Genomic DNA, 25,577 nt, shown 5'->3' on the forward strand with positions numbered 1-25,577 from the left:
TCAGGCTGCTGGCGCTGTCCGGGAACGTTACGTTGCGTTCGCCATTCTTCCGCTAAGATCGCGAGGAGAAATGCTGCACCGACAGGGGAGCGCGCATGACCGGCATTCCAGATTCCGCACAGATCGAAGTCATGAAGGCTGCGGCGCAGGCTGAGCTCGAGAGCGAGGCGAAGAAGCAAGCGAGCTCTTCGGCAAGCGATGCCGCCGGCAGCGCCGCCGATATCGGCGGCAATGTCATGATGGAAGGCGTCGGCGAGGTCGTGGTGGCCGCAGTAGGTACGGTCGTCGAGGGGATCGGCAGCGTTGCCGGCGCCGTGGCCGAAGGCGCTGTTGCGGTGATCGGCGGCATCTTCGAGGGGGTGGCCAGCTAGAGGGCGCGCGCTGGGAGAGAAGCTTGGCGCGATCCGCCTAGATGACAGAGTGCTGTTGACGATGCGGCATGGAGCGCTCGACAGCGGCCGGGCGGCCATGTTTGATGCCGGCCTCTCGGTTGGAGCCGCTCATGTCCCCCGAATTCCTGCTGACCTCGCTGATCATCGTCGCCTCGCCGGGCACCGGCGCAATTTACTCGATTGCCGCCGGGCTGGCGCGCGGCGGCAAGGCGAGCGTCGTTGCCGCTTTCGCCTGCACGCTCGGCATCGTGCCGCATCTGATTGCCGCGATGATGGGGCTGACGGCGCTGCTGCATGCCAGCGCGGTTGCCTATGAGATCGTCAAATATGCCGGCGTCGCCTATCTGCTCTGGATGGCCTGGCAGACCCTGAAGGAGCAGGGCGCGCTCAAGGTCGAGACCAAGGCCGATCCGCGCTCGTTCTGGCGCGTGATGGTCGACGGCCTTGCCATCAACGTACTGAACCCGAAGCTCTCGATCTTCTTCGTCGCCTTCCTGCCGCAGTTCATCGCCGCAGACGAGGCGAGCCCACTGGCGCGCATGCTGGAGCTCTCCGGCGTGTTCATGGCGATGACCTTCGTCGTCTTCGCGCTCTACGGGCTGTTCGCAGCGGCGATGCGCGAGCATGTCGTGACACGCCCGGCGGTGATGACCTGGCTGCGGCGCAGTTTTGCCGCCGCCTTCGTCGCGCTCGGCGCGAAGCTCGCGCTGACCGAGCGCTGAGCATGGCGGGCCTGCCGCGGCAATCGCGGCTTGCGATCGAGACGCGCGGCGCCGGGCTCCATGAGTTCACCGAGGCAGCCGCGCGCTTCGTGCGCGAGGCCGCGGTCGATGCCGGACTGCTCACCCTGTTCGTTCGGCACACCTCCTGCTCGCTCCTGATCCAGGAGAATGCCGATCCGGATGTGCGGCGCGATCTTTCAGCCTTCTTCGCCCGGCTGGTGCCGCCGGCAGACGATCCAGCGATGGCCTATCTGATCCATCGCGCCGAGGGGCCGGACGACATGCCTGCCCATATCAAGGCCGCGGTCCTTCCCGTTTCGCTCTCGATTCCGGTGATCGGCGGCCGGCTCGCGCTCGGCACCTGGCAGGGGATCTACCTGTTCGAGCATCGCACCAGCCCGCACCGGCGTGAGGTCGTGCTGCATCTGGCCTGATCGGTCATCCTTCGGCCGGGCGCGCGAGCATTCGCATGAGGCTGCGATAGCAGCCGTGCAGGTCCTGCGGCGACAGGCCGAGGTCGAGCTGCTGGAAGCCGACGAAGGCGGCGTACTCGACACGGGCCAAGGCGAGGGCTTCGTCAGGCAAGCGCCCGGCCTCGCCATGGAGCCTCGCCAGATAGGCGATGCGTTCGCGGTCGACTGCCGTGCAAATCGCGGCGACGCCGGCATCGAGCTGGGCGAGGCGGCGCATGCCCTGCTCGACGCGGAAATCGAGGGCGAGCGCCATCTTGTCGAGCGCGATCAGCCGCTCGCCCGCGGCTTCGCTCTGGTCCGCGGCCTGCATCAGCCGCAGCGTAAAGCTCTCGCGCCAATGCTCGGCAAGGGCGGCAAGGAACGCTTCGATCGCCGGGAAATGCGCATAGAACGAGCCCTTGGTCTTGCCGGCGCGCCGGCACAAGGCGTCGATCGTCAGGCCTGCCGGCCCATCTTCGGCGAGGGCGGCAAAGCCGAGTTCGAGCCAGTTCTGCCGGCTGAAGCGGGGCGCGACCTTCACCACCACAACCCGAGGGCGCCGCAGGCGGCCATCGGCGCGAACAGCGCCCATTGCGGGAAATGGGCGGGGCGAAGGCGGAAGCTACCGACCATGCCGAGGCTCCAGAGTGCGAAGAGCCCGGCTCCCGCGGTGGCGAAGATGGCGAGGTCGCGGCTGCCATAGCCGAAGGCGGCGAGCGCGAAGGCCAGCGCCTGTCCGGCGAGGATGATCGTCACCAGATGCCAGCAATAATACATCGTGTACTTCGGCACGTTGCGCAGCCGCTCGGCGGCGAGCAGCCGGGCGGCGATCTCGCGTCCGCCGAGCCAAGTATGGATCAGGGTGGTGATCGCGGCGAGGGCGGCCGCCACCGCAAGCCAGGGGTTCATGCTCGCACCTCTGATAAATAATACCATGCGGTATGGTACTAAATTGGGTGAATGCTGCAAGTGCCGCGATGCGACAGGCGCTATGGAGCCGCCAGATCGGGAAAAGAAGGTGAGGTTCGCGGCTTCCCGCGCGCGCTTTGGTGAGGGCGGACGCTTGGCCGAAAAGCTGGCATTGCCCGGCGCCGCATTCGGACGAGGCTGCGCGGACGGTACTTCACCTGGCCGCGAAACTCTCCTCCTGCGGTGGCGGGTCCCAGGCTTCGCCGGAGGCGATGAGGCAGCTTTGGCCGTGGGGCGTGGTTGCGAAGACCGTGAAGCTCCCCTGCGGGCTGACGAAGAGCTCGATGATGAAGCCGCTATCGGCCAGTCCCTGGCCCAGACGGCGCTCGCCGAACAGCGAACCGAGCTGTGCCACCACCTCGTCATGCCTGCCGCAGGCAAGGCCTGCTGGAACCTGGGCGGCCGCCGGAGCAAGCAGCGTGACGACTGAGAAGAGCGTTGTAAGGAAACGTGTCATGGCTGCGCCCGATGACAGGGCGGGCCCGGAGACGTTCAGGATGGCCTATGGGCCTCCATCTCACGCCCTGCCTGCCCTAGAGATGGGGACGGTCCGCTCCGAACAAAAGTGGCCGGGTCCACCCGTCGCTTCGCTGTTATGGGAAGGTGCTCCGGCTTTCGGTCAAGCCGGCGGTACTGCGCGAAAAGGCGCCGAGCTCGTCGTCAGGAGCTTGGCCTCGCGGCGGGCATCTGCGCTATAGAGGGCCAAACAGACGGAGCTAGCCATGTCCTTTCTCAAATCCCTGTTCGGCCGCAAGGAGACTGTGCAGGCGGAGCCTGTCGCGCTCAAGACCGCCGAGCACAAGGGCTTCACCATTCGCGCCATGCCCTTTCAGGAGGGCGGGCAGCATCAGCTTTGCGGCGTGATCGAGAAGGAGATCGACGGCGAGTTGAAGAGCCATCGTTTCATCCGCGCCGACCGGTTTCCCGGCGCCGAGGAGGCGGCGGATTTCGCCTTGGTCAAGGGAAGGCAGCTGATCGACGAGCAGGGCGACAGGATATTCAGATAGGGTAATGATAGTTTTCATATTTCATAATAACTGACGTATCGTCAGTTTTTTAGCGCTTGCGGCAGAGTTCGTCCCTTGGGTCGGCTGCGAGCGCCGATTTGTGAGAATTGTCCGTTTAAATCTCTGCTTTCCTTCACTATCTGCGCAGCGTTCGCCGTTGAGGGCTCGGCTTCGGGGGCTTCGAGCGGGGCGCGCATCTGCGATTTAAAGCTTTGTTGGCATTTTTAGTTCCTTGATTGGGCGGTGCCGTTCAGGGCGTCATCAAGACAGGTTTCGCATGTTTCGTAGTGCCGTGGCCGGCCAAACACCGGTCGAGGGCCAGACCAGCAAGGCCGGGCCCGCCGGTGAGGTCGACATGGCCCTCGCCATCCTGTCCCAGCAGGGCTTTCAGTCCAGCGTGCTCGACGATGCCTGGTTCAAGACCATCATCGCCAACCTGCCTGCTGCCGTTTTCACGACGAATGCCGAAGGGCATCTGACCTACTTCAACCGCGCTGCGGCGCGCCTTGCCGGGCGGGTGCCGCAGATCGGCAAGGACAGGTGGTGCGTGGCCGAACGCCTGTTCCTGCCTGATGGCACGCCGCTGCCGCACCAGGATTCGCCGCTCGCGGTAGCGCTGCGCGAAAAGCGCCCGGTTCGTGGAGGCGCCGCCGTGGCGGAGCGGCCGGATGGCACCCGGGTTGCGTTCATGCCGTTCCCGACCCCCCTCTATGATGCCGAAGGCATGCTGGTGGGCGCCGTCAATCTGCTGGTCGAGCTGTGCGGCGATGCCGAGGCGGAGGATGAGGCCAGCGATGCCAGGCACCAGGTGCAGGAGGATCTGCGCCGCGCCATCGCCGGAGATCAGCTCAGGCTGCACTATCAGCCGCTGTTCGATGCAGGAGGGGCGCTGGTCGGCTTCGAGGCTTTGGCGCGCTGGACACATCCGGTGCGCGGCGAAGTCCCGCCCTCCGAGTTCATTCCCGCCGCCGAGGAGTGCGGGCTGATCCTGCCGCTGGCCGAGCAATTGCTGCGCCTCGCCTGTGCCGAGGCGGCGGGCTGGGCGAATCCGCTGCGGATCGCCGTCAACATCTCGCCGCTGCAGTTCCGCCATGGCGATCTGCCCGGGCTGATCGAGACCGTGCTGGCTGAGACCGGGCTGGAGCCGGAACGGCTGGAGCTCGAGATCACCGAAGGCGTAATGATCACGGATTTCGACCGGACCATGCTGGTCCTGCACCGGATCAAGGCGCTCGGCGTCAGGATCGCCCTCGACGATTTCGGCACCGGCTACTCGTCGCTGTCCTATCTCCATGTCTTCCCGCTGACGACGCTGAAGATCGACCGCAGCTTCGTCGCCAATCTCGGTGTCGCCTCCGAGGCGGTGGCGATCGCTCGCGCGGTGATCTCGCTTGGCCATGCGCTCGGCATCGAAGTGGTGGCCGAGGGCGTCGAGACGCGCGAGCAGTTCGACTTCCTGGTCGACGAAGGCTGCAACTACCTGCAGGGCTACCTGCTGGGCCGCCCGATGTCCGCGGAGGACTACGCCGTGGAGATGGGCCGGAAGGTCTAGCTCGGCGCGCTCTGCACCGCGGCACGTCCAGCCGCGCTCCCGAGCAACTCGGCCAGCAGCGCGCCGCCCGGCCAGTCTTGCCGACCTTCGTTTCGCTCGACATCTCGTATCAGCGCGATCAAGCGGGAATTCACGGGCGCCTCTCGTCCGAGCCGCTCGGCCAGGCGCACCACTTCGCCGTTCAGCCAGTCGATCTCGGTTGCCCTTCCCGCGGCGAGATCGTCCGCCATCGAGGACCGCGCCAGCGGATCGATCGCCAGCATCTGGCGGGCGAGGCGCCGGAACAGCGCGTCCGGCAGTCGCAGGATGCTCGGGAGCCAACGCGCGGGCAGGGGCGTGAGCTTTGCCGGCATGATGCCGACGCCTTCCAGCATGGCGAGGGCCTCTTCCTGGGCGAGTGCCAGGCATTGGCGGTAGCTGTGTTGGCCGAGTTCCTCCCGCAGCGGCAGTCCGGAAAGCGCGTTGACGGCATTGTTGAGGTTGAGCAGCAACTTGGCCCAGAGGACCGGCAAGATGTCGTCATGAGTGGTCAGGGGCAGGGCGGCCGCCGTGAAGCTCGGCAGGAACGGGTCGAGCGCCGGCGCGGCCTGTGCATGCGGCAGCCCTTCCGAGCCCTGATGGTAGGCGCCCGGGCCGCTCTTGACCACATTGAACGGCACCATGCCGGCGAGCACGCTCTGGCCGGGCAAAGCAGCTCGCAGGAGCCCGGCATTGCCGATGCCGTTCTGCAGGCTGAGCACGACGGTGCCGGGTTGCAGGACCGCGGCGAGCTCGGCTGCCGCGGTCGCCGTGCCAGCCGATTTCACGGTGACCAGTACGAGTTCGGCCGTGGCCGCGGCGGCGGCCGAGGTGGCGAAGGCGATGACAGCGGGCTCGTGCCGCCAATGGCCGCCGCGATAATCCGACAGCGAGAGGCCATGCCGGTGCAGCTCCTCGCCCGCGGGCTTGCGGCCGATGAAGGTGACGTCGGAGCCGCCCGCGAGCAGGCGCCCGCCGAGATAGCAGCCGATCGTGCCGGCTCCGTAGATGCAGATCCTCGCCATGACGTCGTTGCCCGCTTCCGACGATGGAAAGGTGCAGCAAGACCGGCCGGCGATAAAGCTGCGATAAAGAAGGACCTCGGAGGCCCCGCATCTGCGCCGCATCGCCCCGCGGCGGCTGCGCTTGCTGGCCCCCGGGCGCCCGCCTATTGCTCGATCAAAGAGAAACTCATTCTCCGGCTTCGGCCAGGGAGGGAATATGACCAGCGACGATCCGCGCTACGCGCCCGATTCCTCCTATGCCTGGTTCAGGCTGGCGCTCGCGCTGCTGGTCGGGATGGTCGCCTGCGTCGGCTCGTGGTCCGCCGTCGTCGTGGTCACTGCGGTCCAGCAGGAGTTCGGCGTCCTGCGCGCGGATGCCTCGCTACCCTACACCTTCGCCATGGTCGGCTTCGGCATCGGCAACATCCTGATGGGCCGCCTGGTCGATCGCTTCGGCATCGTTTGGCCGATCGTGCTCGGCGCGCTGCTGCTCGGCGGCGGCTATGCGCTCGCTTCTGTTGCCGGGACGCTCTGGCAGTTCGCGCTGGCACATGGCTTCCTTATTGGCCTTGGCGCCGCGACCGGCTTCTCGCCGCTGATCGCCGATCTCTCGCACTGGTTCAGGCGCTATCGCGGCCTTGCCGTCGTCTTCGGAGCGTCGGGCAGCTATCTCGCCGGCATGTTCTGGCCGCAGCTGATCAACTGGGGCGTCGAGACTTACGGGCTGCGCACGACGCATCTGTGGCTCGGCATCGCCTCGCTCGTCGTGATGCTGCCGTTGGCGCCCTTGTTCCGCCGCCGGCCGAACGCGGCGACCTTCGCGGCAGCCGAGGCGGTCAGCGCCGGTGCACGCGGCAGCCTCGGCCTGTCGCCGAACCAGTTGCAGGCGCTCCTGGTGGTGGCGGGCTTCTGCTGCTGTGTCGCGATGTCGATGCCGCAGGTCCATATCGTCGCCTATTGCAGCGACCTCGGCTATGGCGTGGCGCGGGGCGCCGAGATGCTGACGGTGATGATGGCGCTCGGCATCGTCAGCCGGATCAGCTCCGGCTTCATCGCCGACAAGATCGGCGGCACGGCGACGCTGGCCCTGTCCTCGCTGATGCAAGGCATGGCGCTCTTCCTCTATCTCTGGTTCGACGGGTTGAGCTCTCTCTTCATCGTGACCGGCATTTTCGGCCTGTTCCAGGGCGGTATCGTGCCGATGTACGCAGTGGTGATCCGCGACTACATGCCGCCGCGCGAGGCAGGCATGCGCATCGGCGTCGTGATGTCGGCGACGGTTTTCGGAATGGCTTTCGGCGGCTGGGTCTCGGGGCTGATCTTCGACGCGACCGCTTCCTACCGGCTCGCCTTCCTCAACGGCCTCGCCTGGAATCTGATCAACCTCTCGATCGTTTGCTGGCTCATGCTGAAGGCGCGACCGAAGCCGGCGATGGCGTGAGGCGATACGTCATCGCGAGGCGTCAGTCCGCTATAGAAGCAGGCCGATAGGTCCCGAAGCACCAGACATGGCCTTCCGGGTCGCGGCAGATGAAGTCGCGGCTGCCATAGGAGGTGTCGGTCGGCTCCATGGTGATCACGGCGCCGGCCTTGCGGGCGCGCTCGCAGCGCGCATCGATGTCGTCGGTCGCGATATAGGGCGAGGCGGTGGTGCCGCCGAGTTCGGATGGCGTCTTGACCAGCTTGGCGAAGTCGGTGCCCTCGCTCGATCCGAACATCACGATGCCCTCGCCGAGCCGAAGCTCGGCATGGACAACCTTGCTGCCATCCTCTGACAGGAAGACGGCGTGCTTTTCGAAGCCGAAGGCCTCGACGAGCCAGTCGACCATCTTCACCGCATCGCGGTAGCGCAGGCCGAAATAGATCGCGGCAGGTTGCGGCATCGCGGCATCTCCGGTTGCATGGCGCGCCAATAGAGCTGAACCGCGGCGCGCCGTCTTGAACGAAACGGACCTCACGCCGGTTCCAGTATGCCGTGCTCGCCGGCATCGTTGCGGGCGAGGGCGCTCGGCGGCAGGCCGGACAGCGCGGTGAATTCGCGGGTCATATGGGCCTGGTCGGCATAGCCGGCGGCTTGTGCGATCGCGGCCCAGCCGCCTGGCGGTCGACTGGTCGCCAAGACGCGGGCATGCTCGAAGCGCAGGATACGCGCTATGGTCTTTGGACCGACCCCGGTCTCGGCCGTGAATCGCCGGGTCAAATGGCGCTCGCTCCAGCCGGTCGCGGCGGCGAGCGCGCGCATGCGGCCGCTGCCGCGCCGTCCCGCAAGCCAGGCAAGGCCGGCTGCGACTTCCGGCGAGAGCGTGCGGCCGCGCGCCAGCCTCTCGCCGATGACGTGGTCGAGCAGGGCGAAGCATTCGCCCCATGATCGGCAATCGTGCAGGCGCGGGCCGAGCTGACGCAGCGTGGCGAGATCGTCGAGGTCGACGATGCGGCCGCTCATGTCGCGCTGGTCGAGCTGGAAGAAGCCATAGGCGCCGGCCAGAGTGAAGTCGACCTGGATGCAGGCCGAACGACCGGCCGAGGAGACCAGAACCGGGCGGTCGATCAGGCCGGCGGCGAAGCTATGCGGGGCCACGCTTTCGCCGCCGGCGATGGACAATGTGAAGGGGGCCGCGAAATTGACGATCAGCGGGATGACCAGCACGGGGACTTCGCGGCGCAGGATCGGCTGCACACGGTGCTCGCGATAGCCGGTGTAGCCGAGGACGGTGCTCGCGAGATCGACCCGGGGCGCGGCTCTTACAAGTTCCCAATCCGCCTGCATTGCCGGCCTCGTGGTGATCGGCGAATAGTGGCCTCTATCGGAGGCCGGCTCAACGGCCAAAGGGGATGCCATGCGCGCGACCAGACCGTCCGGTGTGCTGCCGAGACCGCTCCATTCCGCCGAGCCGGCATGGTGACGATGCCGCGCCTGACGCGCTTCGAGCATCGCCGCCAACCGGTGATCCCGCTGCGGCGCTTCGCGCTGCGTATGGGCCGGGCGATGCTGCTCTGGCTGGGCCTGACCCTGGTCGGGCTCGTCATCGGCATGGTCGGCTATGCTGCCAGCGAGCAGATGAGCGTGGTCGACGCCTTCGTCAACGCGGCGATGATCCTGTCTGGCATGGGACCGGTCACCGAGCTCAAGACCACGGGAGGCAAGCTCTTCGCCGGCTGCTATGCAATTTTCTCTGGACTGTTCGTGGTGATCGCCACGGGTTTCGTGCTGGCGCCGGTGCTGCATCGTGTGCTCCATTCCTTCCATGTCGAGGAAGGAAAGGACGCCAATGACTGAGCCTGGCCTGCTGCCCGAGGAGAAGCCGCGCGGAGCGCTGACGGTGCGCACCATCGCCATGCCGGCCGACACCAACGCCAATGGCGACATCTTCGGCGGCTGGGTGATGTCGCGGATGGACTCGGCCGGCGGCATCGCCGGGGTCGACCGGGCGCAGGGGCGCGTGGTGACGATCGCGGTCGAGGCGATGACCTTCTTCCGGCCGGTCAAGGTCGGCGATGTGCTCAGCGTGTATACAACGGTCGAATCCGTCGGCCGGACCTCGATGAAGATCTATGTCGAGGCCTGGGCCAAGCGCTTCCGGACCACGATCCACGAGAAGGTCACCGACGCGACCTTCACCTTCGTCGCGATCGACGAGGAGGGGCGGCCACGGCCGGTGCCGCCGTCTGCCGAGGACTGAGCCGCGCAGGCTTCCCGACCAGAGTCGGACGACGGCCGCGCCGGGGCTGGGCTAACGACGAGATGCGCGTGGGGCGTAGCGGGTGTGGCGAGGAGTCGCGCCTGAATGCGGCTGTGTGGAATTACTCACGGTAAGCTGCCGGAGTTGCCGCAATGGAGTGGTCCGGAGCCGGGGAGCTAGGCAAGTCCTAAGCGAAGGTAAACCGGTATCGGGGTGCACTGATTCAGAAGACTCCACTCGCTTAAACGTTCTTTAAGCGGAACACCCCGATCTTGTCGGACAACAGGCGCGAGCCTGACCTGCAAATTGGGGAGCCAGATGGTCGACCGCCGCGACATCCTGATCGGGTTTGCCGCCAGCGCCTGGGAGCTACCGGTTCCTCCCGACCGTTTCAGGGACGCTCCGTCCGACGCCGGAATGGCGTCCGGCTCCGCCGCTCCAGTTTCCATCTGATCATTTCAAGGCCAGCCGCTCGAGGGGAGCGGCCGGCGTCTTCTTGCCTTCCGCCACCGGGCGGACATGCCTTCGGGAGTATCGAGTATGTCGAAGACAAAGAAGCCGGCGCGCCAGCCGAAGACGGCATCGCGCGTCGGCATCGCCGCGCGAATCTATGCCGCGCTCGGCGTGCTCACCGTCCTGACCGTGGTGGCCTCGGGCGTAGCCTGGCTCTCCTATGAGCGTGTCGCGACCACGGTCGACGACATGGTCGAGCGCAAGATGCCGGTGGTCGAGCTCTCGCTCGAGCTGTGGCAGGCGGCGACGACTTCGACGGCGCTCGCCTCGCGCTTCATGGAGGTGCAGACCGTGCGCGACCGCGCCGCGCTGACCGGCGAGTTCGACAAGGTCGAGGCGCGGCAGTTCGATCTGGTCCGCAAGATCGGCCAGCTTGGCAGTGTCGACAACAAGAAGGCTCAGACGGCGCTCGACAATCTCTCGCGCCACATCAACGATATCAACGACCTGACCGGCGAGCGGCTGCGCAATGTCGCGGAGGCGGAAACCGTACTCAACAACCTGGCCAAGGCGCAGGAGAATTTCGTCAAGGCGGCGAGCGGCGAGGCGGAGCAGGCCAAGTTCGCGCTGACCTTCGGCTTCGACGATCTCGGCTCGCTGACCGGCGACGCGCTGGCGGGTGCCGTCCGGACCCTGGTGGACCGGGATTTCGTGATCTTCGAGCTGGCCCGGACCCTGCAGGCCGACGTCAACGAGCTCGTCGGCTTGCTGCGCGAGATCGCGCAGATCAACGACCAGCAGAAACTCGGCACGGCGCGTGAGCGCTTCAACGGGGTCGCCTACAAGCTCCGGACGCTCCTGCAGGATGCCGACAAGGTCAACACAAACCAGACGCGTACGCGCACCGTGCAGGACCTCATCGCGATCGGTGAGGGCAGCGAGGGCCTGATCGACATCCGCAACCGTGACATCACTACGCGGGAATCGATCGCGCGCGGGCTGAAGGAAGTCGACGCGGCTGCCGAGGTGCTTCGGCGTGAGGTCGACGTGCTGGTCCAGGGCGCGCGCGGCGAAGCCAAGGCTGCGAGCGCCTCGACCGTCGAGACGATCGAGACCAGCAAGCTCTGGCTCGGCCTGATCGGGCTCGGTTCGCTACTCGTCGCCCTCGCCCTGTCCATGTTCTATGTCCGCCCGATGATCGTCGGACGCCTGAACCGGCTCTGGGCTGCGACCAAGGCGATCGCCGACGGTGAGCTCGAGACCAAGGTCGAGATCCGTGGCAATGACGAGATCTCGGACATCTCGAAGAGCGTGCTGCTGTTCCGCGACAACGCGGTCGCCCTGCGTGCCGCCGAACTCGCCAAGGTCGAGGACGAGGCCCGGGCGCAGGAGGAGCGCAAGGCGATGATGGCCGAGCTGGGCCAGGCCTTCGGCGAGGTCGTCGAAGCGGCCGCCCATGGCGACTTCAGCCGCCGGGTTTCCGCGAACTTCGCGGATGCCGAGCTGAACGCTCTCGCCACCTCCGTCAACGAGTTGCTCGCGACCGTGCAGACCGGCCTGAGCGAGACCTGCGAGGTCCTGTCGGAGCTCGCCGCCGGGCGCCTGCATACCCGCGTCGAAGGCCTCTATCACGGCGCGTTCCAGGAGCTGAAGGACGGCACCAACGGCCTCGCCGGCGAGTTCGAAAGCACGCTGGCGCGGCTTTCCGAGACCGTTACCGCGGTCCGCAGTGCCACCAGCGAGATCCTCGACGGCGTCACCGATCTCGCCGAGCGGACCAGCGAGGAGAGCAACGCCGTCTCGGTGGCGACGAACCAGCTCGGCGCCTTCGCCGGCAATGTCCAGAAGACCGCCAAGGATGCGGCCGAGGCCGTCGGCATGGCCCAGAGCGCCGAGGAGCGCGCCCAGCAGGGCGAGCAGGTCGTCGCTTCGGCGCTGGAAGCGATGCAGCGCATCCGGTCCTCTTCGAGCAAGATCTCCGAGGTCATCCAGATGATCGACGAGATCGCCTTCCAGACCAACCTGCTGGCGCTGAACGCGGCGGTCGAGGCGGCCCGCGCCGGCGACAGCGGCAAGGGCTTCGCTGTGGTCGCGGCCGAGGTTCGCAGCCTCGCCAAGCGCTCGGCGGACGCCTCGAACGACGTCAAGAAGCTGGTCGACGCCGCCCATGGCGACGTCAAGGTCGGCGTCGGCCTGGTCGAGCAGAGCTCGGCGGTGTTCGGCAGTATCCTGACCTCGGTCAACGACCTCTCGGCGCTGATGAACGGCATCTCGCAGACCGCGCGGGGCCAGGCCAGCGACGTCTCGACGATCAACCGCGAGATCGACGGCATCGGCACCATGGCGCATCAGAACGCGGCGCTGGTCGAGCAGACCAATGCGGCGCTGGCGCTGACCGACGAGCAGACCCGCTCGCTGAAGGAGCACATCGCCCGCTTCAGCTTCCGCGAGGGTCATGCGGCGGACCACGAGCACGCACGCGCCGCCTGATCGCCGCGCCGCCCGCCTTCACATCATCTTGCGGCTCCCGCTTCTGGCGGGGGCCGTTTTGCTTTTGGAGGCCCGCACTGCTTGATGATCATGATTTGTGCTATTAGCTAGAGCCATTCTAAACAAGGTTTTCGCTATGCTCTCCTCGCTCCTTCCGGCCGGATTTGGCGGCCGCCGCCGTTTCGACAGCCTGACCGAGCGCGAGGTGCTGGCGCTGGCGATTTCCTCGGAGGAGGAGGACGGGCGCATCTACGCGACCTATGCGGCGATGCTGCGCGCCGACTACCCGGCCTCGGCTGCGGTCTTTGACGACATGGCTGCAGAGGAGGATGGGCACCGCCAGCGCCTGATCGGCGAGTATCGCCGGCGCTTCGGCGATGTCGTGGTTCCGATCCGGCGCGAGCATGTCGCCGATTTCTATGTCCGCAAGCCAGTCTGGCTGGTCGAGAATCTCGGGCTCGAACGGATTCGCGAGGAGGCCGCCGCGATGGAGCGCCAGACGCGCGACTTCTATGTCGCCGCCGCCGGTCGCAGCGGAGACGCGCAGACGAGGGCGCTGCTCGGCGATCTCGCCGCTGCCGAGGCCCGGCATGAGCGACGCGCCGACATGCTCGCCGACGAGCACCTCACGGACGGGCCGAAGGCGGAGGAGGACGCCGCCGCGCACCGGCAGTTCCTGCTGACCTGGGTGCAGCCCGGTCTCGCCGGATTGATGGACGGCTCGGTCTCGACGCTGGCGCCGATTTTCGCGACGGCCTTCGCGACGCAGAATCCGTGGACGACTTTCCTGGTCGGGCTCTCGGCCTCGATCGGTGCAGGCATCTCGATGGGCTTCACCGAAGCTGCCCATGACGACGGCAAGCTCTCCGGGCGCGGCTCGCCTTGGAAGCGCGGCCTCGCCTCGGGGGTGATGACGACGCTCGGCGGGCTCGGCCATGCCTTGCCCTATCTGATCCCGTCCTTCTGGACGGCGACGGCGATCGCGCTGGTCGTGGTCTTCATCGAGCTCTGGGCGATCGTGTGGATCCAGAACCGCTACATGGAGACACCGTTCGCCCGCGCCACCTTCCAGGTCGTGCTCGGCGGGGCGCTGGTGCTCGCCGCCGGTATCCTGATCGGCGGGGCCTGACGCCAACACTGGTGCTTTCACAGACAGCCAGATCGCGAAACTGCGTCCGACAGGGCACTTGGGCGATCTGACCCGTTGCATCCGCAGCGGGGCGAATGCTAGGCCTGCCGCGGGCCGGTAGCTCAATGGTTAGAGCTCGCTGCTCATAACAGCGCCGGTGCCGGTTCGAGTCCGGCCCGGCCCACCATTCCTTTTCAGGTTTGAACGCACTGTGCCAGGCGCACAGTTGGCTAGGTGGGCGAAACAGACCCGCCGTCGGCCAAGCTGGGCGGATCTACGCGTTCGGCTTGCCTAAGGCTTCGAGCTTCGAGACGACGAAATCAAATGTCTTGGTTTCTTCCATCAGCGCCATATTGATGTCGCCGCTCTTCAGCGCCTTCAGCATCTCTTCTTTGAACTGAGCAGCGGATTCAGCGCCTTCGCGCATCGTAATATACTTCATCGCATAGTCTATGCAGAGATATAGCGTGTTCAATACGATCTCGATCTGCTCCATGCCGGATCCGCCGACATCGTCGCTTCCATCGACCATTTCGCGGCTCCATTGTCTCGATGGGCTCCGCCTTCAACCCGCTATCGCCTCAACTGTTCCCCGGGGGGCGGCGGCTTCGGCTTTCCTCGCGGGAAGCTGAGCCTTCCACCTCGGCGTCGGTCGAAAGTTACAGGGCTGCGGCGACCCCGGTAGAAAGACCGACCGGAGCCCGCCAGCCACATATGGTGGCTCGGTGGCGCGTTCTCATGCCAGCGCCAATATGGACGGTGTCACCGAGCGAGCGGGCTGATCCTGTTCCTGATTGCCCTGACAAGGCTGAGCGCGGCTATTTCCGATGATTTCGGGTTCCCGGTGAGCGGCCTGTTCTCGATCGCGACGCTGAGCCGACCGAAGGCGCCGGATGCGCTCAAGCGATGGCTGTTCGTCGTTGTGTCGGGATCGGCGACGAGCTCGATACGGGTCAGCTCGAGCCCGATGCCGGCGAGCGCCGAGATCACCGCGACATTGGCATTCTGGGGAAAGCGCATTGCCGCCTCGCGGGCCGAGCCGGCGAAGAAGGTGGTCGGTGCGGTCAATGCGTCAAGCGCGATCATCTCTTCGGCGGGTGTGCCGCGCCAGGCCGCGGGCGGCTTGACGATGCTGTGGACGACCTCGTCGAGCGGCAGCGCCGATGCCGCCGCGATGGCGTCGATGCCGGCGAGGGCGCCCGGAGGCAGAATGAGCTGGCTGCCGCAGGCCTCGGCCGTCACCAGCAGCCGTTCGAGCAGCGCAGTGTCGGCCAGTGCGCTGGCCGAGGCGACTGCGAAGGCTGGTGCGGCGCGCAGGGAAGCCTCGCCCCAGATCGCTACCGCTTCGCGGCCGGCGGCTTCCACCACGAGATCGAGTTCCAGCCCGGCGAGCTGGCCGGGGTCGGTGATGAGGGTCGCGCCGGCGGGAGTTTGGCTGGCTCGCGCAACGGAGCGGATGCCAATGGCGACGATGGCTGTGTCCCGAGAGCCTTGCGCGTCTGCCAGCAGCTCGGCGACACGCCTGCTGATCGCGCCCCAGCCGATGAGCGCGACCCGAAGTGGTCTGCGGGCGCGAGGGCTCATCGCCCAGCCGTCCGCAGGGCCAGATCGAGCAGAACCCCGCCGTTCAGCCCGTCGAGCATGCTGAAATGATGTCCCGGGCAGATCAGCGGCTCCCGCGCATTCCATGCCGCTGCCAGCGCCACTGATTGGCGTTTGAATGCCTCGCTTTCACCTTCGCCGACCGCGAAGGCTAGGCGAGGGCGGGGAGGGCGTGGCTGTCCGAGCGGGCTGAGCCGCGCCGCGCGCTCGCCATCGTCGAGGCCGAGCAGGCGCCCGATCGGCAGATCGCCAAGCGGCTTCAGATCATAGAGTCCTGACAGCAGCAAGGCCGAAGCCACCGGCGGCGTAGCGGGGTCGCACAGCGCCATCGCGGCAAGATGGGCTCCGGCGGAATGGCCGCTGAGATGCAATTGGGCCGGATCGAGGCCGAGCGCATCGGCCTGATGGACGAGGAAGTTCAGAGCAGCAACGGTCTGGGCGATGCTCGCTTCGAGCGGGGTGTCCGGCGCCAGCCCGTAATTCGGCTGGGCGACCGCGAAACCGGCATCGAGCAGCCCCTGCGAGAACTGCGCGTGCTGGACCTTGTCCGAGGCTTGCCAGTAGCCGCCATGGATGAAGACGAAGATCGGAGCGCGCGTCGCCCCGGCCGGGCGATAGAGATCGAGTGTCTCGAAGCGGCTCGGACCATAGGCGAGGTCGAGTCCGGCATGTGCGGCGCGGAAGGCGGCGCCGTCGCGGCTCCATTGCCGGAACAGCGCGGTCATGTCGGCCTGCAGGCGCGGGCTGTACTGCCGGCCGAGCTCGCGCAGCGGATAGCCCTCGATCTCGATGTCGGGCAGCGGCCGCGGCATTGTGTGGTGAGCGCGAATCGTCAGGCCGGGCTCGGTTCCGGCACGTAACCGGATCGGTGGCCGGAAGCCGGCGAAGACCTCGCGATAGGCCAGTTCGACCGTGTGGCGCGAGAGATGGAAGGCGGCGGGATCGGAGCTCTCCCACTCCATGCCGGTGAGGTGCTGCGGACCGCAGCCCGCTGCGACCAGCCCGGCGAGGACCTCGCTCAGCGTGTCGCGCAGGGCCTCTACGGGATCAGCCGCTCCGCTGCGTGCAACGATCTCGGATTCAGACGCCGACATAGCGATGCACCAGTTCAGCATTGGCCGCGAGGTCCCTGCTGGAGCCGGACCAGACCGTGCGCCCCTTCTCGATGACGTAGTGGCGATCGGCGAGGCGCTTGAGCACGGCGATGTTCTTGTCGATCAACAGGATCGATTGGCCCTGCGCCTTCAGTGCTTCGAGGCAGCGCCAGATCTCGGCGCGGATCACCGGCGCCAGCCCTTCGGTCGCCTCGTCGAGGATCAGGAGTTTCGGATTGGTCATCAGCGCCCGACCGACCGCCAGCATCTGCTGCTCGCCGCCGGACAGCGTGCGGGCGGATTGGCCGGCGCGCTCCTCGAGGCGCGGAAACAGTGCGTAGACACGGCTCAGGGTCCAGGGCGAAGAACGCCCGAGCCGGTTGGCGGCGGTGGCGACGAGGTTCTCGCGCACGCTGAGCGTCGGGAAGACCTGCCGGCCTTCCGGCACGAGGCCGATGCCGCAGCGGGCGATCACTTCCGGCGCGCAGCCCTTGAGCTTGCGGCCGTCGAAGCTGATCTCGCCGCCCTTCGGCGACAGCAGCCCCATCAGCGAGCGCACCGTCGTGGTCTTGCCCATGCCGTTGCGGCCGAGCAGGGTCACGACCTCGCCCTCGCCGATATCGAGGCCGACATCGAACAGCACCTGGCTCGCGCCATAGGCCGATTGCAGGTTGCGCACGCTCAGCATCAGGCGTCTCCCTCGCCGAGATAGGCGGTGCGTACGTCGTCGTTGTCGCGGATCTCCTGGGCCGTGCCGGTCGCGATGATGCGGCCATAGACCAGCACCGAGATCCGGTCGGCGAGCGCGAATACGGCGTCCATGTCGTGCTCGACCAGCAGCATGGTGAACCGGCCCTTCAGACCGGACAGCATCGCGACCATCTGCTCGCTCTCGGCATGGCCGAGGCCCGCCATCGGCTCGTCGAGCAGCAGCAGGCGCGGTTCGCAGGCGAGCGCGATGGCGAATTCGAGCTGCTTCTGCTCGCCATGCGAGAGATCGGCGACCTTGACCTCGGCCCGGTGCGCAAGGCCGGCGGTGGCCAGATGCTCGCGGGCGCGCTGGCGCAGGCGCCTGTCGCGCCGGGCATCGGCAAGGAAGCGGAAGCTGTGCCCCTGCTGTGCCTGCACCGCGAGCGCGACATTGTCGAGCATGCTGAAATCGGGCAGCAGCTGGTTGATCTGGAAGGTGCGGGCGAGGCCTCGGCGGACACGCTGCGCTGTCGCGAGTGCGTCGATCGGCTCGCCGTCCAGCCTGATCTCGCCCTCGTCATGGCTGAGTTCGCCGAAGAGCTGGGTCAGCAAGGTGGTCTTGCCGGCGCCGTTCGGGCCGATCAGGGCGTGGATCTCGCCCTCGACGACGTCAAGATCGACGCTGTCGGTGGCGATCAGGCCGCCGAAGCGCTTGCGCAGGCCGCGAACCGAGAGGAGCGGTTTTGTCATCGTTCGCTCCTGCCGATACCGAGCCGGCCGAACAGCCCGCTGAGCCCGCCATGCGTGAACATGACGACGAGCAGCAGGATCGGCCCGAGCACGAGCTGCCAATGCTCGGTCCAGGAGGTCAGCACCGTCTCGAGGATGACGAGGGCGGCGGCGCCGAAGAGCGGACCGAGCAAGGTGCCGACGCCGCCGAGGATGACCATGATCATCAGCTCGCCCGACTTGGTCCAGTGCAGCATGTCCGGGCTGACGAAGCGCAGATAGTTCGCCATCAGCGCGCCGGCCAAGCCGGTGCCCATGCCGGAGATGACGAAGGCGGCGAGCTTGTAGCGATAAGGCGCGATGCCGATCGCCGCCATGCGCCGCTCGTTCTGGCGGATGCCGCCGAGCACCATGCCGAAGCGCGAGCCGACGATGCGCCAGAGCGCCAGGAAGACCAGCGCCGCCACGGCGAGGCAGATGAAATAGAAGGTGATGTCGTCGCGGGTGTTGAGTCCGAAGAGCTCGTTGCGGCGGCGGATCGTCATGCCGTCATCGCCGCCATAGGCCTTGAGCGAGACGAAGAGGAAGAACAGCATCTGCGCGAAGGCGAGCGTGATCATGATGAACTGCACGCCGCTGGTGCGGAGCGACAGTGCGCCGATCAGCAAGGCGAGCAGGCCGCCGACCAGGATCGCCGCAGGCAGCGTGATCAGGAGCTGGCTCGTGCCCGGGATCAGCCCGAGGAAGAGGCTGTCGTCGACGTAATTGCGGTAGAGGATGCCGACGACATAGCCGCCGACGCCGAAGAAGGCGGCGTGCCCGAAGGAAACCATCCCTCCGAAACCGAGTGCGAGGTTCAGGCTGGCGGCGGCGATCGCATAGATCAGCACGCGCGTCGCCAGCGGCACCAGAGCCGGCTGGCCGAGCGCCTGGACGAGGAAGGGCAGGGCGACGAGGCCGAGCGCCAATGCGAGCAGCATCAGCGCGCGGCTCGTGCTCGGCGTGGGGGAGCCGGTGTGGGTGATGGCGTCCTCAGACATTGGCGGGGAAGAGTCCCTTGGGCCGCACCAGCAGCACCACGGCCATCAGCATGTAGATGCCCATCGAGGCCAGGCCGGCACCGAGCGCATCGGCCTCCGAGCCGGTTATGACCTGGCGCAGCAGGCCGGGCAGGAAGGCACGCAGCACGGTATCGACGAGGCCGACCAGCAGGGCCCCGAAGAAGGCGCCACGGATCGAGCCGACACCACCGATCACCACCACGACGAAGGTCATGATCAGGATCTGCTCGCCCATGCCGACCTGCACGGCCAGGATCGGCCCGGCCATCAGCCCGGCAAGGCCGGCGAGCAGGGCCCCTAACCCGAAGACGGCGGTGTAGAGCAGGCGGATATCGACGCCGAGCGCCCGCACCATCTCGCGATGGGTCGCGCCGGCCCGGACCAGCATGCCGATGCGGGTGCGATTGATCAGAAGGTAGAGCCCGAGCGCGACCGCGAGGCCGACGGCGATGATGATCAGCCGGTAGACCGGGTAGCTCAGGCCAGGCAGCAATTCGATGGAGCCGTTGAGCGCCGGCGGCACCGAGACGAAGAGCGGCTGGCGCCCGAACAGCAGGGTGACGCTCTGGTTGAAGATCAGGATCAGCGCGAAGGTCGCCAGCACCTGGTCGAGATGGTCGCGGGCATAGAGCCGGCGCAGCACGAACAGCTCCATCGCCATGCCGACGATGGCCGCGGCTGCGAGACCAGCCAGGATCGCGATGATGACCGAGCCGGTCTGCGCCGCGGCGAAGGCGGCGGCATAGGCGCCGACCATGTAGAGCGAGCCATGGGCGAGGTTGATCACGCCCATGATGCCGAAGATCAGCGTCAGCCCGGCAGCGAGCAGGAACAGCATCACGCCGAATTGTAGGCCGTTGAGCAATTGTTCGAGAACGAGGGTCATCGTTGCGGGAACCGGGCAAGCCCGACAAGGGCGCGGGGAACCCTCTCCCGGCAGGAGAGGGCAGGGTGAGGTGGAGGCGGCTGGAGCAGTGACGCGATCGGCGTGGTTGGGTTCAGGCTCATGATTTCTCTCCCGAGCACCTCACCCCTGCCCCTCTCACTGATCTCGGGCCTGCCCGAGATCAGCATTTAAACTGTCGAAGCCGGCAATAGCCGACCTCGATGCAGGTGAGGGGGTCCCCGCGCCCCAGTCGCCGCGGTCGGTACGCAGGCTTACCGGCTCAGAGCTTGCAGTCCTTGGCGTAGGCGTCGGCGTGATTGCTCAGCACCTTGCCCGAGGTCTTCAGCACCGGCGTGCCATCCGCTCCCTTCTCGACCTTGAGCGCGTACCAGTCCTGGACCGGGTGCTGGTTGGGGCCGAACTTGAAGGCGCCGCGCACCGACTGGAAATCGGCCTTGGCCATCGCCTTGCGCAGGGCAGGCACATCGGTCTTGCCGCCGGTCGCCTTCAGCGCCGAGGCGATCGCGAGCGCGGTATCGTAGCCCTGGCTGGCGTAGTAGGTCGGCACGCGGTTGTAGGCCTTGGTGAAGGCCTCGACGAAGGCCTTGTTCGAGGCATTGTCGAAGTCGGTGTTCCAGTGCGCGGTGACGCTGAGGCCGAGCGCGGCCTCGCCGACGGCCTTGAGCGTGGTGGAATCGAGCGACGGCTCGGCCAGCACCATCGGGGTTTTGCCGAGGAGGCCGGCCTGCTGGTACTGGCGCAGGAAGGCGATGCCGAGCCCGCCCGGATGGAACTGGAAGACGACATCGGGATTGGCGGCGCGGATCTGCGCCATTTCGGGCGCGAAATCGGTCTGGTCGAGGCGCGTATAGACCTCGCCGACGACTTCGCCCTTGAACAGGCGCTTGAAGCCGGCGAGCGCATCCTTGCCGGCCTGGTAGTTCGGGGCGAGGATGAAGGCCTTCTTGTAGCCGAGATTGGTGGCGTGCTGGCCGGCGCTCTCGTGCAGGCTGTCGTTCTGCCAGGAGACGACGAAATAATTCTCGTTGCACTCCTTGCCGGCGAAGTTCGACGGCGCCGCATTGGGGCTGACATAGAGCGCCCCGGCATCGACGATATCGGGCACGGTCGCGCCGGCGACGTTCGAGAAGACGATGCCGGTCATGATCTTGATGCCATCGGTCTTCAGCATCCTCTCGGCGATCTGCTTGCCCTGCCCGGGCTTCAGCGCATCGTCCTCGACTACGAGCTCGACCGGCACGCCGCCGAGCTTGCCGCCGCCCATGTCGATTGCGAGCTTGAAGGCGTCGCGAATATCCTGGCCGAGATAGCCGCCCGGCCCCGACAGCGTGGTGACCATGCCGATCTTGACCGGCGCCTGCTGGGCGAGAGCGGTCGTGGCGGCAAGGGCAGCCGCAATGCCGAAAAGCAATCCGCGCAGTTTCATCTTGAGCTCCCGTTGTTGTCGTTCTGCCTCTGAGATCATTATTGCGCGGCGTTTCTGCGCCACCGCGCTCAAGTCATATGGCGCCGCTGGCGGGCAGCGGCGCCCTATATTGTCAAAGAGCGACCCAGCCGGCCGGCGGCTTCCGGCCGGGATGGAGGGCGCCGCACTGCTTGCAGGTCCGGGCCTTCTCGTCGGCGAAGAAGGCTTCGTAGAGCGGCGGCAGGTCCTTCACGAGATCCCCGACCTTGAGCTCGATGCGGTGCACCAGCCCGTTACACTCGAAGCAGTACCATTCGAAGCCGTCGACCTGGTCGGCATGGCGCGCCGGCTCGACCACGAGCCCGATCGAGCCTTCCTGCGGGCGCTGCGGCGAGTGGCGCACATGCGGCGGCAGCAGGAAGACGTCGCCCTCGCGGATCGTGACGTCGTAATGCTTCCCGTTGTCGACCAGCTTCAGCATCATGTCGCCCTTGAGCTGGTAGAAGAATTCCTCCACCGGGTCGTCATGGTAATCGGCGCGCTGGTTCGGCCCACCGACGACCATCACCGTCATCTGGCCATCGTCGAACACCTTTTTGTTGCCGACCGGCGGCTTCAGCAGGTGCTCGTTCTCCTCGATCCACTTCTTGAAGTTGAAGGCCTTCAGCCGTCCTTCGGTCGCCATATCCGTCTCTCCCGGTTGTTCCATCCTAGCCGCGTTTCAGCCGGCCTTCGCTAGTGACCGCCCTGCCTCGAGCTTGAGCCCGCAATTCTCGAAAGCGGCACGCGTCGCCGCCTTCTCGGCGTCCGTCAGCTCCAGCAGCGGCGCACGCACGCGCCCGCCGACCTGGCCGAGCAGTTCCTGCCAGTATTTCTGATGCGCATGCGGCTTCTCGGCCGGCCGCGTCGCGCGCAGCGCCTCGCGCACGGGATTGAGGCTGTCACGCACGGCATGAGCCTTCTCGCCTTCGCCGGCGAAGGCGAGGTCGGTATATTCGCGCATGCGCCGGTCGGCGGCGGTCTGGATCAGATAGGGCGGCGAGGAGCAAAGGTAGACCTGCCAGCCGAGCTCGACGATGTTGTCGAGCCATTCCTCCTCCGAGGCGGTGCTGACCAGGATGCGGTCGCCGGCGAGCCGCGTCAGCTCGGCATACATGGCGCGCGGCACGCTGTACTTGATCGCGACGACATTCTCGACGTCGGCGAGGCGGTTGCAGAGCTGCGGGCTCATCAGATAGCCGCTGTCGGGGTGGCTCCAGAGTGCGATGCCGATATCGACCTTTTCGGCGATGGTCCGGTAGTATTCGTAGAGAGTCTCGTCCTGCGCCTTGAAGAAATGCAGGATCGGCGCGTGCACGACGATGTAGTCGGCGCCGACCTTCTGCGCGTGCTTCGCCAGATCGATGACAACGTCCATGTTCTGGTCGGAGCAGGACATGATCGTCTGGCCGCGGCCGGCGGACGCTTCGACCGCAAGCTCGAAGCTTCGCTTGCGCTCCTCAACCGACATCGAGAAAAACTCGCCTTGCTTTCCGGCAATGAACAGGCCGTCGATGCCGAGATCCTCTGTCCAGTGCCGGATGTTCTCGCGAAAGCCGTCCTCATCGATGGCGAGCGAGCGGGTGAAGGGCGTCAGCGCCGCCGCCCAAATGCCCTTCATATTGGCGCGGGTGTAGGCCTTCGCGTCCTTCCTGGCGTATTTCATGCGGCTACCTCCCTGTCGCCCACCGGTCAGATCGCCATGCGGTGCGAGACGTTCTTGATGATCGTGTAGTGCGAAAGCCCCTCGGCGCCGCCCTCGCGGCCATAGCCGCTGTCCTTGACGCCGCCGAACGGCACCTCGGCGACCGAGGCCTCCAGCGTGTTGATCGAGACGTTGCCGGCCTCGATCTCGTCGGCGAGACGATCGGCCCGGCTGGCGGAATGGGTGAAGGCGTAGGCGGCGAGGCCGAAGGGCAGGCCGTTCGCCTTGGCGATCGCATCGTCCAGCGTCGCGACCGGATTGATCACCGCGAGCGGCCCGAACGGCTCCTCGCGCATGACCCTGGCATCGTCAGGCACATCGGCGAGCACGGTCACCGGGAAGAAGTAGCCGCGATTGCCGATGCGCTCGCCGCCGGCGAGCACGCGGGCGCCCTTGGCGCGGGCGTCCGCGACCAACGCCTCCATCGCCTCGATGCGGCGATGATTGGCGACCGGGCCCATCTGCGTCGCGGCGTCGAGGCCGTTGCCGATCACGACGGACCGCGCCTTCTCGGCGAAGGTCCTGGCGAAGGCCTCGTAGATCGGTTCCTGCACGAAGAAGCGCGTCGGCGAGGTGCAGACCTGGCCGGCATTGCGCGACTTGCGGATTGCCGAGGCCGTCGCGGCCGCGACCGGATCGACATCGTCGCAGACGATCACCGGGGCATGGCCGCCCAGCTCCATCAGCACCGGCTTCATATGGTCGGCGGCGATCCTGGTCAGGTGCTTGCCGACCGCGGTCGAGCCGGTGAAGGCGATCAGCCGGGTCTGCTCCTGCGGGATAAGATAGGAGGAGATGTCGGCCGGGATACCGAAGACGAGGTTGAACACGCCGGGCGGCAGGCCGGCATCGTGCAAAGCGCGGGCGATGTGGAGCGCGCCGGCCGGCGTCTCCTCGGCTGCCTTGAGGATGATCGAACAGCCCGCCGCGAGCGCTCCGGCGATCTTGCGCGCCGGCTGGCTCATGGGGAAGTTCCAGGGCGAAAAGGCCGCAACCATGCCGATCGGCTGGTGCATCACCACGTATTTGATGCCGGGCTCGCTCGGGATGACCCTCCCATAGGTGCGCTGGCCCTCGGCTGCGTCCCATTCGAAGAACTCGCAGCCGCGGATCACCTCGAGCTGGGCTTGGGTGAAGGGCTTGCCGTGCTCGAGCGTGATCGCATGGGCGATCTCGTCGATCCGGGCGCGCATCAACGCCGCGGCCTTGAGCATGATCTCGCCACGGACCCGCGGCGAGATCCGGCTCCAGACCCTGAAGCCCTCCTTCGCCGCCGCCAGCGCATCGTCGAGATCGGCGCGGCGGGCGACGGGCACGGCACCGATCACATTCTCATCGGCCGGATTGAGCACCGGCAGGCTGTCGGAGGTCTTGCGCCAGGCGCCGCCGATATAGAGCTGCAGGTCGGGATAGGCGGTCATGGAGAGCCTCGAACGGAGCGGCCAATGCGCGATGTCGAGGCAAGATGGCCGCCGTCACGGCTATACGGAATTCAGCTTATTTGTCTGAATTCAGATGATATGCTTATGAATTATCGCATGGCAGTCACCTTGCGACAGATCCAGGCCTTCCTCGCCGTCGCCGAGCTCGGCACCTTCACCAAGGCGGCGGAACGACTGCACATGGCACAGCCGGCGCTGTCGCAGCTCGTGCGCGAACTCGAACACGCGCTCGGCATCCGCCTGTTCGACCGCACGACGCGCCGGGTCGAGCTGACCGAAGGCGGTCGCGAATTCCAGGGTGCGTCGGCGAAGATCGTCCACGATCTCGACCTCGCCATCCAGAACGCCAACGACCTCGCCGAGCGTCGGCGCGGCCGGATCACCGTCGCTGCCCCGCCATTGCTGGCGGCGGCGATCCTGCCCGAGGCGATCGCGGAGATGCGCGAACGCTTTCACGGTATTCAGGTCGGGGTGCTCGATGCGCGCACCGACACGATCATCGAGGCTGTCAGGACAAGCCGGGCCGATTGCGGGCTCGGCACATTCGCGGCGGTCGAGGACGGTATCGAGCGCATCCCGATGGCGCGCGACAATCTGATGTTGTTCTGCAGCCCCGGCAGCCGCTTTGCCGGTGCGGCGGTCGACTGGAGAGAGCTGCGGGACGAGCCGCTGATCGCCTTGACGCGCGACAGCGGCATTCGGCTCCTGGTCGAGGTCGCCTTTGAGACCGTCGGCATCCCGCTGGTGCCGGCCTATGAGGTGTCGCAGATCACCACCGCGCTGGCCTTGGTCGAAGCGCGGCTCGGCGTTGCCGTGCTCCCGACCTATGCGCGCGCCGCCGCGCCGCATCGCAGGATCGTCGCCCGGCCCCTGTCAAATCCGGCGATCGCCCGGGATATCGTGATGATCCGGCCGAGCGGTCGCTCGATATCGCCCGCGCTGGCTGCGTTCGAGGCGATCCTGCGGCGCTATGCTCGCCGCCTCGCGCCGACCGATGTCGACTGAAGGCGGCGATGGGCAGTGACGTCTAGCCGT

The 25,577-nt window shown here is 66.7% G+C and carries 28 protein-coding genes and 1 tRNA gene; 12 read left to right on the top strand and 17 right to left on the bottom strand.

What is annotated here, in order from left to right; all coding sequences use genetic code 11:
• Positions 1-95 precede the first annotated feature (95 nt).
• The 3 genes from DK26_RS10340 to DK26_RS10350 all read left to right on the top strand — a co-directional run bounded on the left by DK26_RS10340 (position 96) and on the right by DK26_RS10350 (position 1,548).
• A complete protein-coding gene (locus DK26_RS10340) occupies positions 96-371 on the top strand; it encodes a hypothetical protein (RefSeq protein WP_066471461.1) in 276 nt (91 codons plus the stop codon).
• 131 nt (positions 372-502) lie between these two features.
• On the top strand, positions 503-1,114 hold the full coding sequence (locus tag DK26_RS10345; RefSeq protein WP_066471464.1) for a LysE family translocator: 612 nt from the start codon (positions 503-505) through the stop codon (positions 1,112-1,114).
• 2 nt (positions 1,115-1,116) lie between these two features.
• Positions 1,117-1,548 carry a secondary thiamine-phosphate synthase enzyme YjbQ gene (locus tag DK26_RS10350; protein ID WP_066471467.1) on the top strand — a complete coding sequence of 144 codons (432 nt, stop codon included), beginning with the start codon at positions 1,117-1,119 and terminating at the stop codon, positions 1,546-1,548.
• A 4-nt stretch (positions 1,549-1,552) separates the two neighbouring features.
• Here the strand turns inward: DK26_RS10350 and DK26_RS10355 are convergent, their stop codons facing one another.
• From DK26_RS10355 to DK26_RS10365, 3 genes are all read right to left on the bottom strand, one after another.
• Entirely contained in the window at positions 1,553-2,107 is a 555-nt protein-coding gene (locus tag DK26_RS10355; protein WP_184231651.1) for a TetR/AcrR family transcriptional regulator, read from the bottom strand.
• A complete protein-coding gene (locus tag DK26_RS10360; RefSeq protein WP_066471473.1) occupies positions 2,104-2,475 on the bottom strand; it encodes a hypothetical protein in 372 nt (123 codons plus the stop codon). The genes DK26_RS10355 and DK26_RS10360 overlap by 4 nt, the downstream gene beginning before the upstream one ends.
• Positions 2,476-2,689: 214 nt before the next feature.
• Complete coding sequence (locus DK26_RS10365; protein WP_066471480.1) at positions 2,690-2,992, bottom strand: hypothetical protein; 303 nt, start codon at positions 2,990-2,992, stop codon at positions 2,690-2,692.
• Between the two features lie 265 nt (positions 2,993-3,257).
• On the opposite strand from DK26_RS10365, the gene DK26_RS10370 reads away from it, so the two are divergent.
• Both DK26_RS10370 and DK26_RS29970 read left to right on the top strand, forming a co-directional pair.
• Positions 3,258-3,542, top strand: coding sequence for an HlyU family transcriptional regulator (locus DK26_RS10370; RefSeq protein ID WP_066471482.1), 285 nt, complete (start codon positions 3,258-3,260; stop codon positions 3,540-3,542).
• A gap of 277 nt (positions 3,543-3,819) precedes the next feature.
• Positions 3,820-5,094 carry an EAL domain-containing protein gene (locus DK26_RS29970; RefSeq protein WP_083533124.1) on the top strand — a complete coding sequence of 425 codons (1,275 nt, stop codon included), beginning with the start codon at positions 3,820-3,822 and terminating at the stop codon, positions 5,092-5,094.
• On the opposite strand, the gene DK26_RS10380 is transcribed toward DK26_RS29970, so the two are convergent.
• Positions 5,091-6,137, bottom strand: coding sequence for a 2-dehydropantoate 2-reductase (locus tag DK26_RS10380; RefSeq protein WP_066471486.1), 1,047 nt, complete (start codon positions 6,135-6,137; stop codon positions 5,091-5,093). The two genes, DK26_RS29970 and DK26_RS10380, sit on opposite strands and share 4 nt — an antisense overlap.
• A gap of 196 nt (positions 6,138-6,333) precedes the next feature.
• On the opposite strand from DK26_RS10380, the gene DK26_RS10385 reads away from it, so the two are divergent.
• The gene (locus tag DK26_RS10385; protein WP_066471492.1) at positions 6,334-7,557 is read left to right on the top strand and encodes an MFS transporter; all 1,224 of its coding nucleotides are present in this window, start codon (positions 6,334-6,336) and stop codon (positions 7,555-7,557) included.
• Positions 7,558-7,579: 22 nt separating this feature from the next.
• Here DK26_RS10385 and DK26_RS10390 read toward each other — a convergent pair whose 3' ends face one another.
• Together DK26_RS10390 and DK26_RS10395 are read right to left on the bottom strand one after the other, a co-directional pair.
• The gene (locus tag DK26_RS10390; RefSeq protein ID WP_066471494.1) at positions 7,580-7,999 is read right to left on the bottom strand and encodes a VOC family protein; all 420 of its coding nucleotides are present in this window, start codon (positions 7,997-7,999) and stop codon (positions 7,580-7,582) included.
• Positions 8,000-8,070: 71 nt separating this feature from the next.
• A complete protein-coding gene (locus tag DK26_RS10395; protein WP_066471498.1) occupies positions 8,071-8,883 on the bottom strand; it encodes a helix-turn-helix domain-containing protein in 813 nt (270 codons plus the stop codon).
• Positions 8,884-9,012: 129 nt separating this feature from the next.
• Between DK26_RS10395 and DK26_RS10400 the strand changes: the two genes are divergently transcribed.
• The 5 genes from DK26_RS10400 to DK26_RS10420 all read left to right on the top strand — a co-directional run bounded on the left by DK26_RS10400 (position 9,013) and on the right by DK26_RS10420 (position 14,055).
• Positions 9,013-9,393, top strand: a complete 381-nt coding sequence (locus tag DK26_RS10400) for a hypothetical protein (protein WP_248309926.1) — start codon at positions 9,013-9,015, stop codon at positions 9,391-9,393.
• Positions 9,386-9,796 carry an acyl-CoA thioesterase gene (locus tag DK26_RS10405; protein WP_066471500.1) on the top strand — a complete coding sequence of 137 codons (411 nt, stop codon included), beginning with the start codon at positions 9,386-9,388 and terminating at the stop codon, positions 9,794-9,796. Before DK26_RS10400 ends, DK26_RS10405 begins: the two co-directional genes overlap by 8 nt.
• Positions 9,797-10,336: 540 nt before the next feature.
• Complete coding sequence (locus tag DK26_RS10410) at positions 10,337-12,739, top strand: methyl-accepting chemotaxis protein (RefSeq protein WP_066471502.1); 2,403 nt, start codon at positions 10,337-10,339, stop codon at positions 12,737-12,739.
• A gap of 136 nt (positions 12,740-12,875) precedes the next feature.
• The gene (gene mbfA / locus DK26_RS10415; protein WP_066471505.1) at positions 12,876-13,868 is read left to right on the top strand and encodes an iron exporter MbfA; all 993 of its coding nucleotides are present in this window, start codon (positions 12,876-12,878) and stop codon (positions 13,866-13,868) included.
• A gap of 111 nt (positions 13,869-13,979) precedes the next feature.
• A tRNA-Ile gene (locus tag DK26_RS10420) sits at positions 13,980-14,055 on the top strand.
• An 87-nt stretch (positions 14,056-14,142) separates the two neighbouring features.
• On the opposite strand, the gene DK26_RS10425 is transcribed toward DK26_RS10420, so the two are convergent.
• The 11 genes from DK26_RS10425 to DK26_RS10475 form a co-directional block, all read right to left on the bottom strand.
• A complete protein-coding gene (locus tag DK26_RS10425; protein WP_066471509.1) occupies positions 14,143-14,400 on the bottom strand; it encodes a hypothetical protein in 258 nt (85 codons plus the stop codon).
• A 230-nt stretch (positions 14,401-14,630) separates the two neighbouring features.
• Positions 14,631-15,452: an aspartate dehydrogenase gene (locus DK26_RS10430; protein WP_066471511.1), complete on the bottom strand. Its 822-nt coding sequence runs from the start codon at positions 15,450-15,452 to the stop codon at positions 14,631-14,633.
• A complete protein-coding gene (locus DK26_RS10435; protein ID WP_066471513.1) occupies positions 15,449-16,564 on the bottom strand; it encodes an alpha/beta hydrolase in 1,116 nt (371 codons plus the stop codon). Before DK26_RS10435 ends, DK26_RS10430 begins: the two co-directional genes overlap by 4 nt.
• Positions 16,551-17,252 carry an ABC transporter ATP-binding protein gene (locus tag DK26_RS10440; protein WP_066471515.1) on the bottom strand — a complete coding sequence of 234 codons (702 nt, stop codon included), beginning with the start codon at positions 17,250-17,252 and terminating at the stop codon, positions 16,551-16,553. Before DK26_RS10440 ends, DK26_RS10435 begins: the two co-directional genes overlap by 14 nt.
• The gene (locus DK26_RS10445; RefSeq protein ID WP_066471517.1) at positions 17,252-18,004 is read right to left on the bottom strand and encodes an ABC transporter ATP-binding protein; all 753 of its coding nucleotides are present in this window, start codon (positions 18,002-18,004) and stop codon (positions 17,252-17,254) included. Before DK26_RS10445 ends, DK26_RS10440 begins: the two co-directional genes overlap by 1 nt.
• On the bottom strand, positions 18,001-19,023 hold the full coding sequence (locus DK26_RS10450) for a branched-chain amino acid ABC transporter permease (RefSeq protein ID WP_184231649.1): 1,023 nt from the start codon (positions 19,021-19,023) through the stop codon (positions 18,001-18,003). The genes DK26_RS10445 and DK26_RS10450 overlap by 4 nt, the downstream gene beginning before the upstream one ends.
• Entirely contained in the window at positions 19,016-19,930 is a 915-nt protein-coding gene (locus tag DK26_RS10455) for a branched-chain amino acid ABC transporter permease (protein ID WP_066471521.1), read from the bottom strand. Before DK26_RS10455 ends, DK26_RS10450 begins: the two co-directional genes overlap by 8 nt.
• A 280-nt stretch (positions 19,931-20,210) precedes the next feature.
• Positions 20,211-21,377: an ABC transporter substrate-binding protein gene (locus tag DK26_RS10460; protein ID WP_066471522.1), complete on the bottom strand. Its 1,167-nt coding sequence runs from the start codon at positions 21,375-21,377 to the stop codon at positions 20,211-20,213.
• A gap of 112 nt (positions 21,378-21,489) precedes the next feature.
• The gene (locus tag DK26_RS10465) at positions 21,490-22,041 is read right to left on the bottom strand and encodes a 3-hydroxyanthranilate 3,4-dioxygenase (RefSeq protein ID WP_066471523.1); all 552 of its coding nucleotides are present in this window, start codon (positions 22,039-22,041) and stop codon (positions 21,490-21,492) included.
• A gap of 36 nt (positions 22,042-22,077) precedes the next feature.
• Positions 22,078-23,061 (bottom strand): dihydrodipicolinate synthase family protein, encoded by a 984-nt coding sequence (locus tag DK26_RS10470; RefSeq protein ID WP_066471529.1) that lies wholly within the window; start codon positions 23,059-23,061, stop codon positions 22,078-22,080.
• Between the two features lie 26 nt (positions 23,062-23,087).
• Complete coding sequence (locus DK26_RS10475; protein ID WP_066471532.1) at positions 23,088-24,521, bottom strand: NAD-dependent succinate-semialdehyde dehydrogenase; 1,434 nt, start codon at positions 24,519-24,521, stop codon at positions 23,088-23,090.
• A gap of 117 nt (positions 24,522-24,638) precedes the next feature.
• On the opposite strand from DK26_RS10475, the gene DK26_RS10480 reads away from it, so the two are divergent.
• Positions 24,639-25,547 (top strand): LysR family transcriptional regulator, encoded by a 909-nt coding sequence (locus tag DK26_RS10480; RefSeq protein ID WP_066472585.1) that lies wholly within the window; start codon positions 24,639-24,641, stop codon positions 25,545-25,547.
• Positions 25,548-25,577: the final 30 nt, after the last annotated feature.

The sequence above is a fragment of the Allobosea sp. WAO genome, assembly GCF_001509835.1.
GTDB lineage: Bacteria > Pseudomonadota > Alphaproteobacteria > Rhizobiales > Beijerinckiaceae > Allobosea.

Excerpts from the sequence above, each read along its gene's own strand:
- DK26_RS10480 (WP_066472585.1), top strand. The coding sequence starts at position 24,639 with ATGGCAGTCACCTTGCGACAGATCCAGGCCTTCCTCGCCGTCGCCGAG.
- DK26_RS10365 (WP_066471480.1), bottom strand. The coding sequence starts at position 2,992 with ATGACACGTTTCCTTACAACGCTCTTCTCAGTCGTCACGCTGCTTGCT.
- DK26_RS10380 (WP_066471486.1), bottom strand. The coding sequence starts at position 6,137 with ATGGCGAGGATCTGCATCTACGGAGCCGGCACGATCGGCTGCTATCTC.
- DK26_RS10460 (WP_066471522.1), bottom strand. The coding sequence starts at position 21,377 with ATGAAACTGCGCGGATTGCTTTTCGGCATTGCGGCTGCCCTTGCCGCC.
- DK26_RS10440 (WP_066471515.1), bottom strand. The coding sequence starts at position 17,252 with ATGCTGAGCGTGCGCAACCTGCAATCGGCCTATGGCGCGAGCCAGGTG.
- DK26_RS10430 (WP_066471511.1), bottom strand. The coding sequence starts at position 15,452 with ATGAGCCCTCGCGCCCGCAGACCACTTCGGGTCGCGCTCATCGGCTGG.
- DK26_RS10465 (WP_066471523.1), bottom strand. The coding sequence starts at position 22,041 with ATGGCGACCGAAGGACGGCTGAAGGCCTTCAACTTCAAGAAGTGGATC.
- DK26_RS10360 (WP_066471473.1), bottom strand. The coding sequence starts at position 2,475 with ATGAACCCCTGGCTTGCGGTGGCGGCCGCCCTCGCCGCGATCACCACC.
- DK26_RS10405 (WP_066471500.1), top strand. The coding sequence starts at position 9,386 with ATGACTGAGCCTGGCCTGCTGCCCGAGGAGAAGCCGCGCGGAGCGCTG.
- DK26_RS10435 (WP_066471513.1), bottom strand. The coding sequence starts at position 16,564 with ATGTCGGCGTCTGAATCCGAGATCGTTGCACGCAGCGGAGCGGCTGAT.
- DK26_RS10345 (WP_066471464.1), top strand. The coding sequence starts at position 503 with ATGTCCCCCGAATTCCTGCTGACCTCGCTGATCATCGTCGCCTCGCCG.
- mbfA (WP_066471505.1), top strand. The coding sequence starts at position 12,876 with ATGCTCTCCTCGCTCCTTCCGGCCGGATTTGGCGGCCGCCGCCGTTTC.
- DK26_RS10395 (WP_066471498.1), bottom strand. The coding sequence starts at position 8,883 with ATGCAGGCGGATTGGGAACTTGTAAGAGCCGCGCCCCGGGTCGATCTC.
- DK26_RS29970 (WP_083533124.1), top strand. The coding sequence starts at position 3,820 with ATGTTTCGTAGTGCCGTGGCCGGCCAAACACCGGTCGAGGGCCAGACC.
- DK26_RS10385 (WP_066471492.1), top strand. The coding sequence starts at position 6,334 with ATGACCAGCGACGATCCGCGCTACGCGCCCGATTCCTCCTATGCCTGG.
- DK26_RS10455 (WP_066471521.1), bottom strand. The coding sequence starts at position 19,930 with ATGACCCTCGTTCTCGAACAATTGCTCAACGGCCTACAATTCGGCGTG.
- DK26_RS10425 (WP_066471509.1), bottom strand. The coding sequence starts at position 14,400 with ATGGTCGATGGAAGCGACGATGTCGGCGGATCCGGCATGGAGCAGATC.
- DK26_RS10350 (WP_066471467.1), top strand. The coding sequence starts at position 1,117 with ATGGCGGGCCTGCCGCGGCAATCGCGGCTTGCGATCGAGACGCGCGGC.
- DK26_RS10450 (WP_184231649.1), bottom strand. The coding sequence starts at position 19,023 with ATGTCTGAGGACGCCATCACCCACACCGGCTCCCCCACGCCGAGCACG.
- DK26_RS10475 (WP_066471532.1), bottom strand. The coding sequence starts at position 24,521 with ATGACCGCCTATCCCGACCTGCAGCTCTATATCGGCGGCGCCTGGCGC.
- DK26_RS10370 (WP_066471482.1), top strand. The coding sequence starts at position 3,258 with ATGTCCTTTCTCAAATCCCTGTTCGGCCGCAAGGAGACTGTGCAGGCG.
- DK26_RS10445 (WP_066471517.1), bottom strand. The coding sequence starts at position 18,004 with ATGACAAAACCGCTCCTCTCGGTTCGCGGCCTGCGCAAGCGCTTCGGC.
- DK26_RS10390 (WP_066471494.1), bottom strand. The coding sequence starts at position 7,999 with ATGCCGCAACCTGCCGCGATCTATTTCGGCCTGCGCTACCGCGATGCG.
- DK26_RS10470 (WP_066471529.1), bottom strand. The coding sequence starts at position 23,061 with ATGAAATACGCCAGGAAGGACGCGAAGGCCTACACCCGCGCCAATATG.
- DK26_RS10400 (WP_248309926.1), top strand. The coding sequence starts at position 9,013 with ATGGTGACGATGCCGCGCCTGACGCGCTTCGAGCATCGCCGCCAACCG.
- DK26_RS10410 (WP_066471502.1), top strand. The coding sequence starts at position 10,337 with ATGTCGAAGACAAAGAAGCCGGCGCGCCAGCCGAAGACGGCATCGCGC.
- DK26_RS10340 (WP_066471461.1), top strand. The coding sequence starts at position 96 with ATGACCGGCATTCCAGATTCCGCACAGATCGAAGTCATGAAGGCTGCG.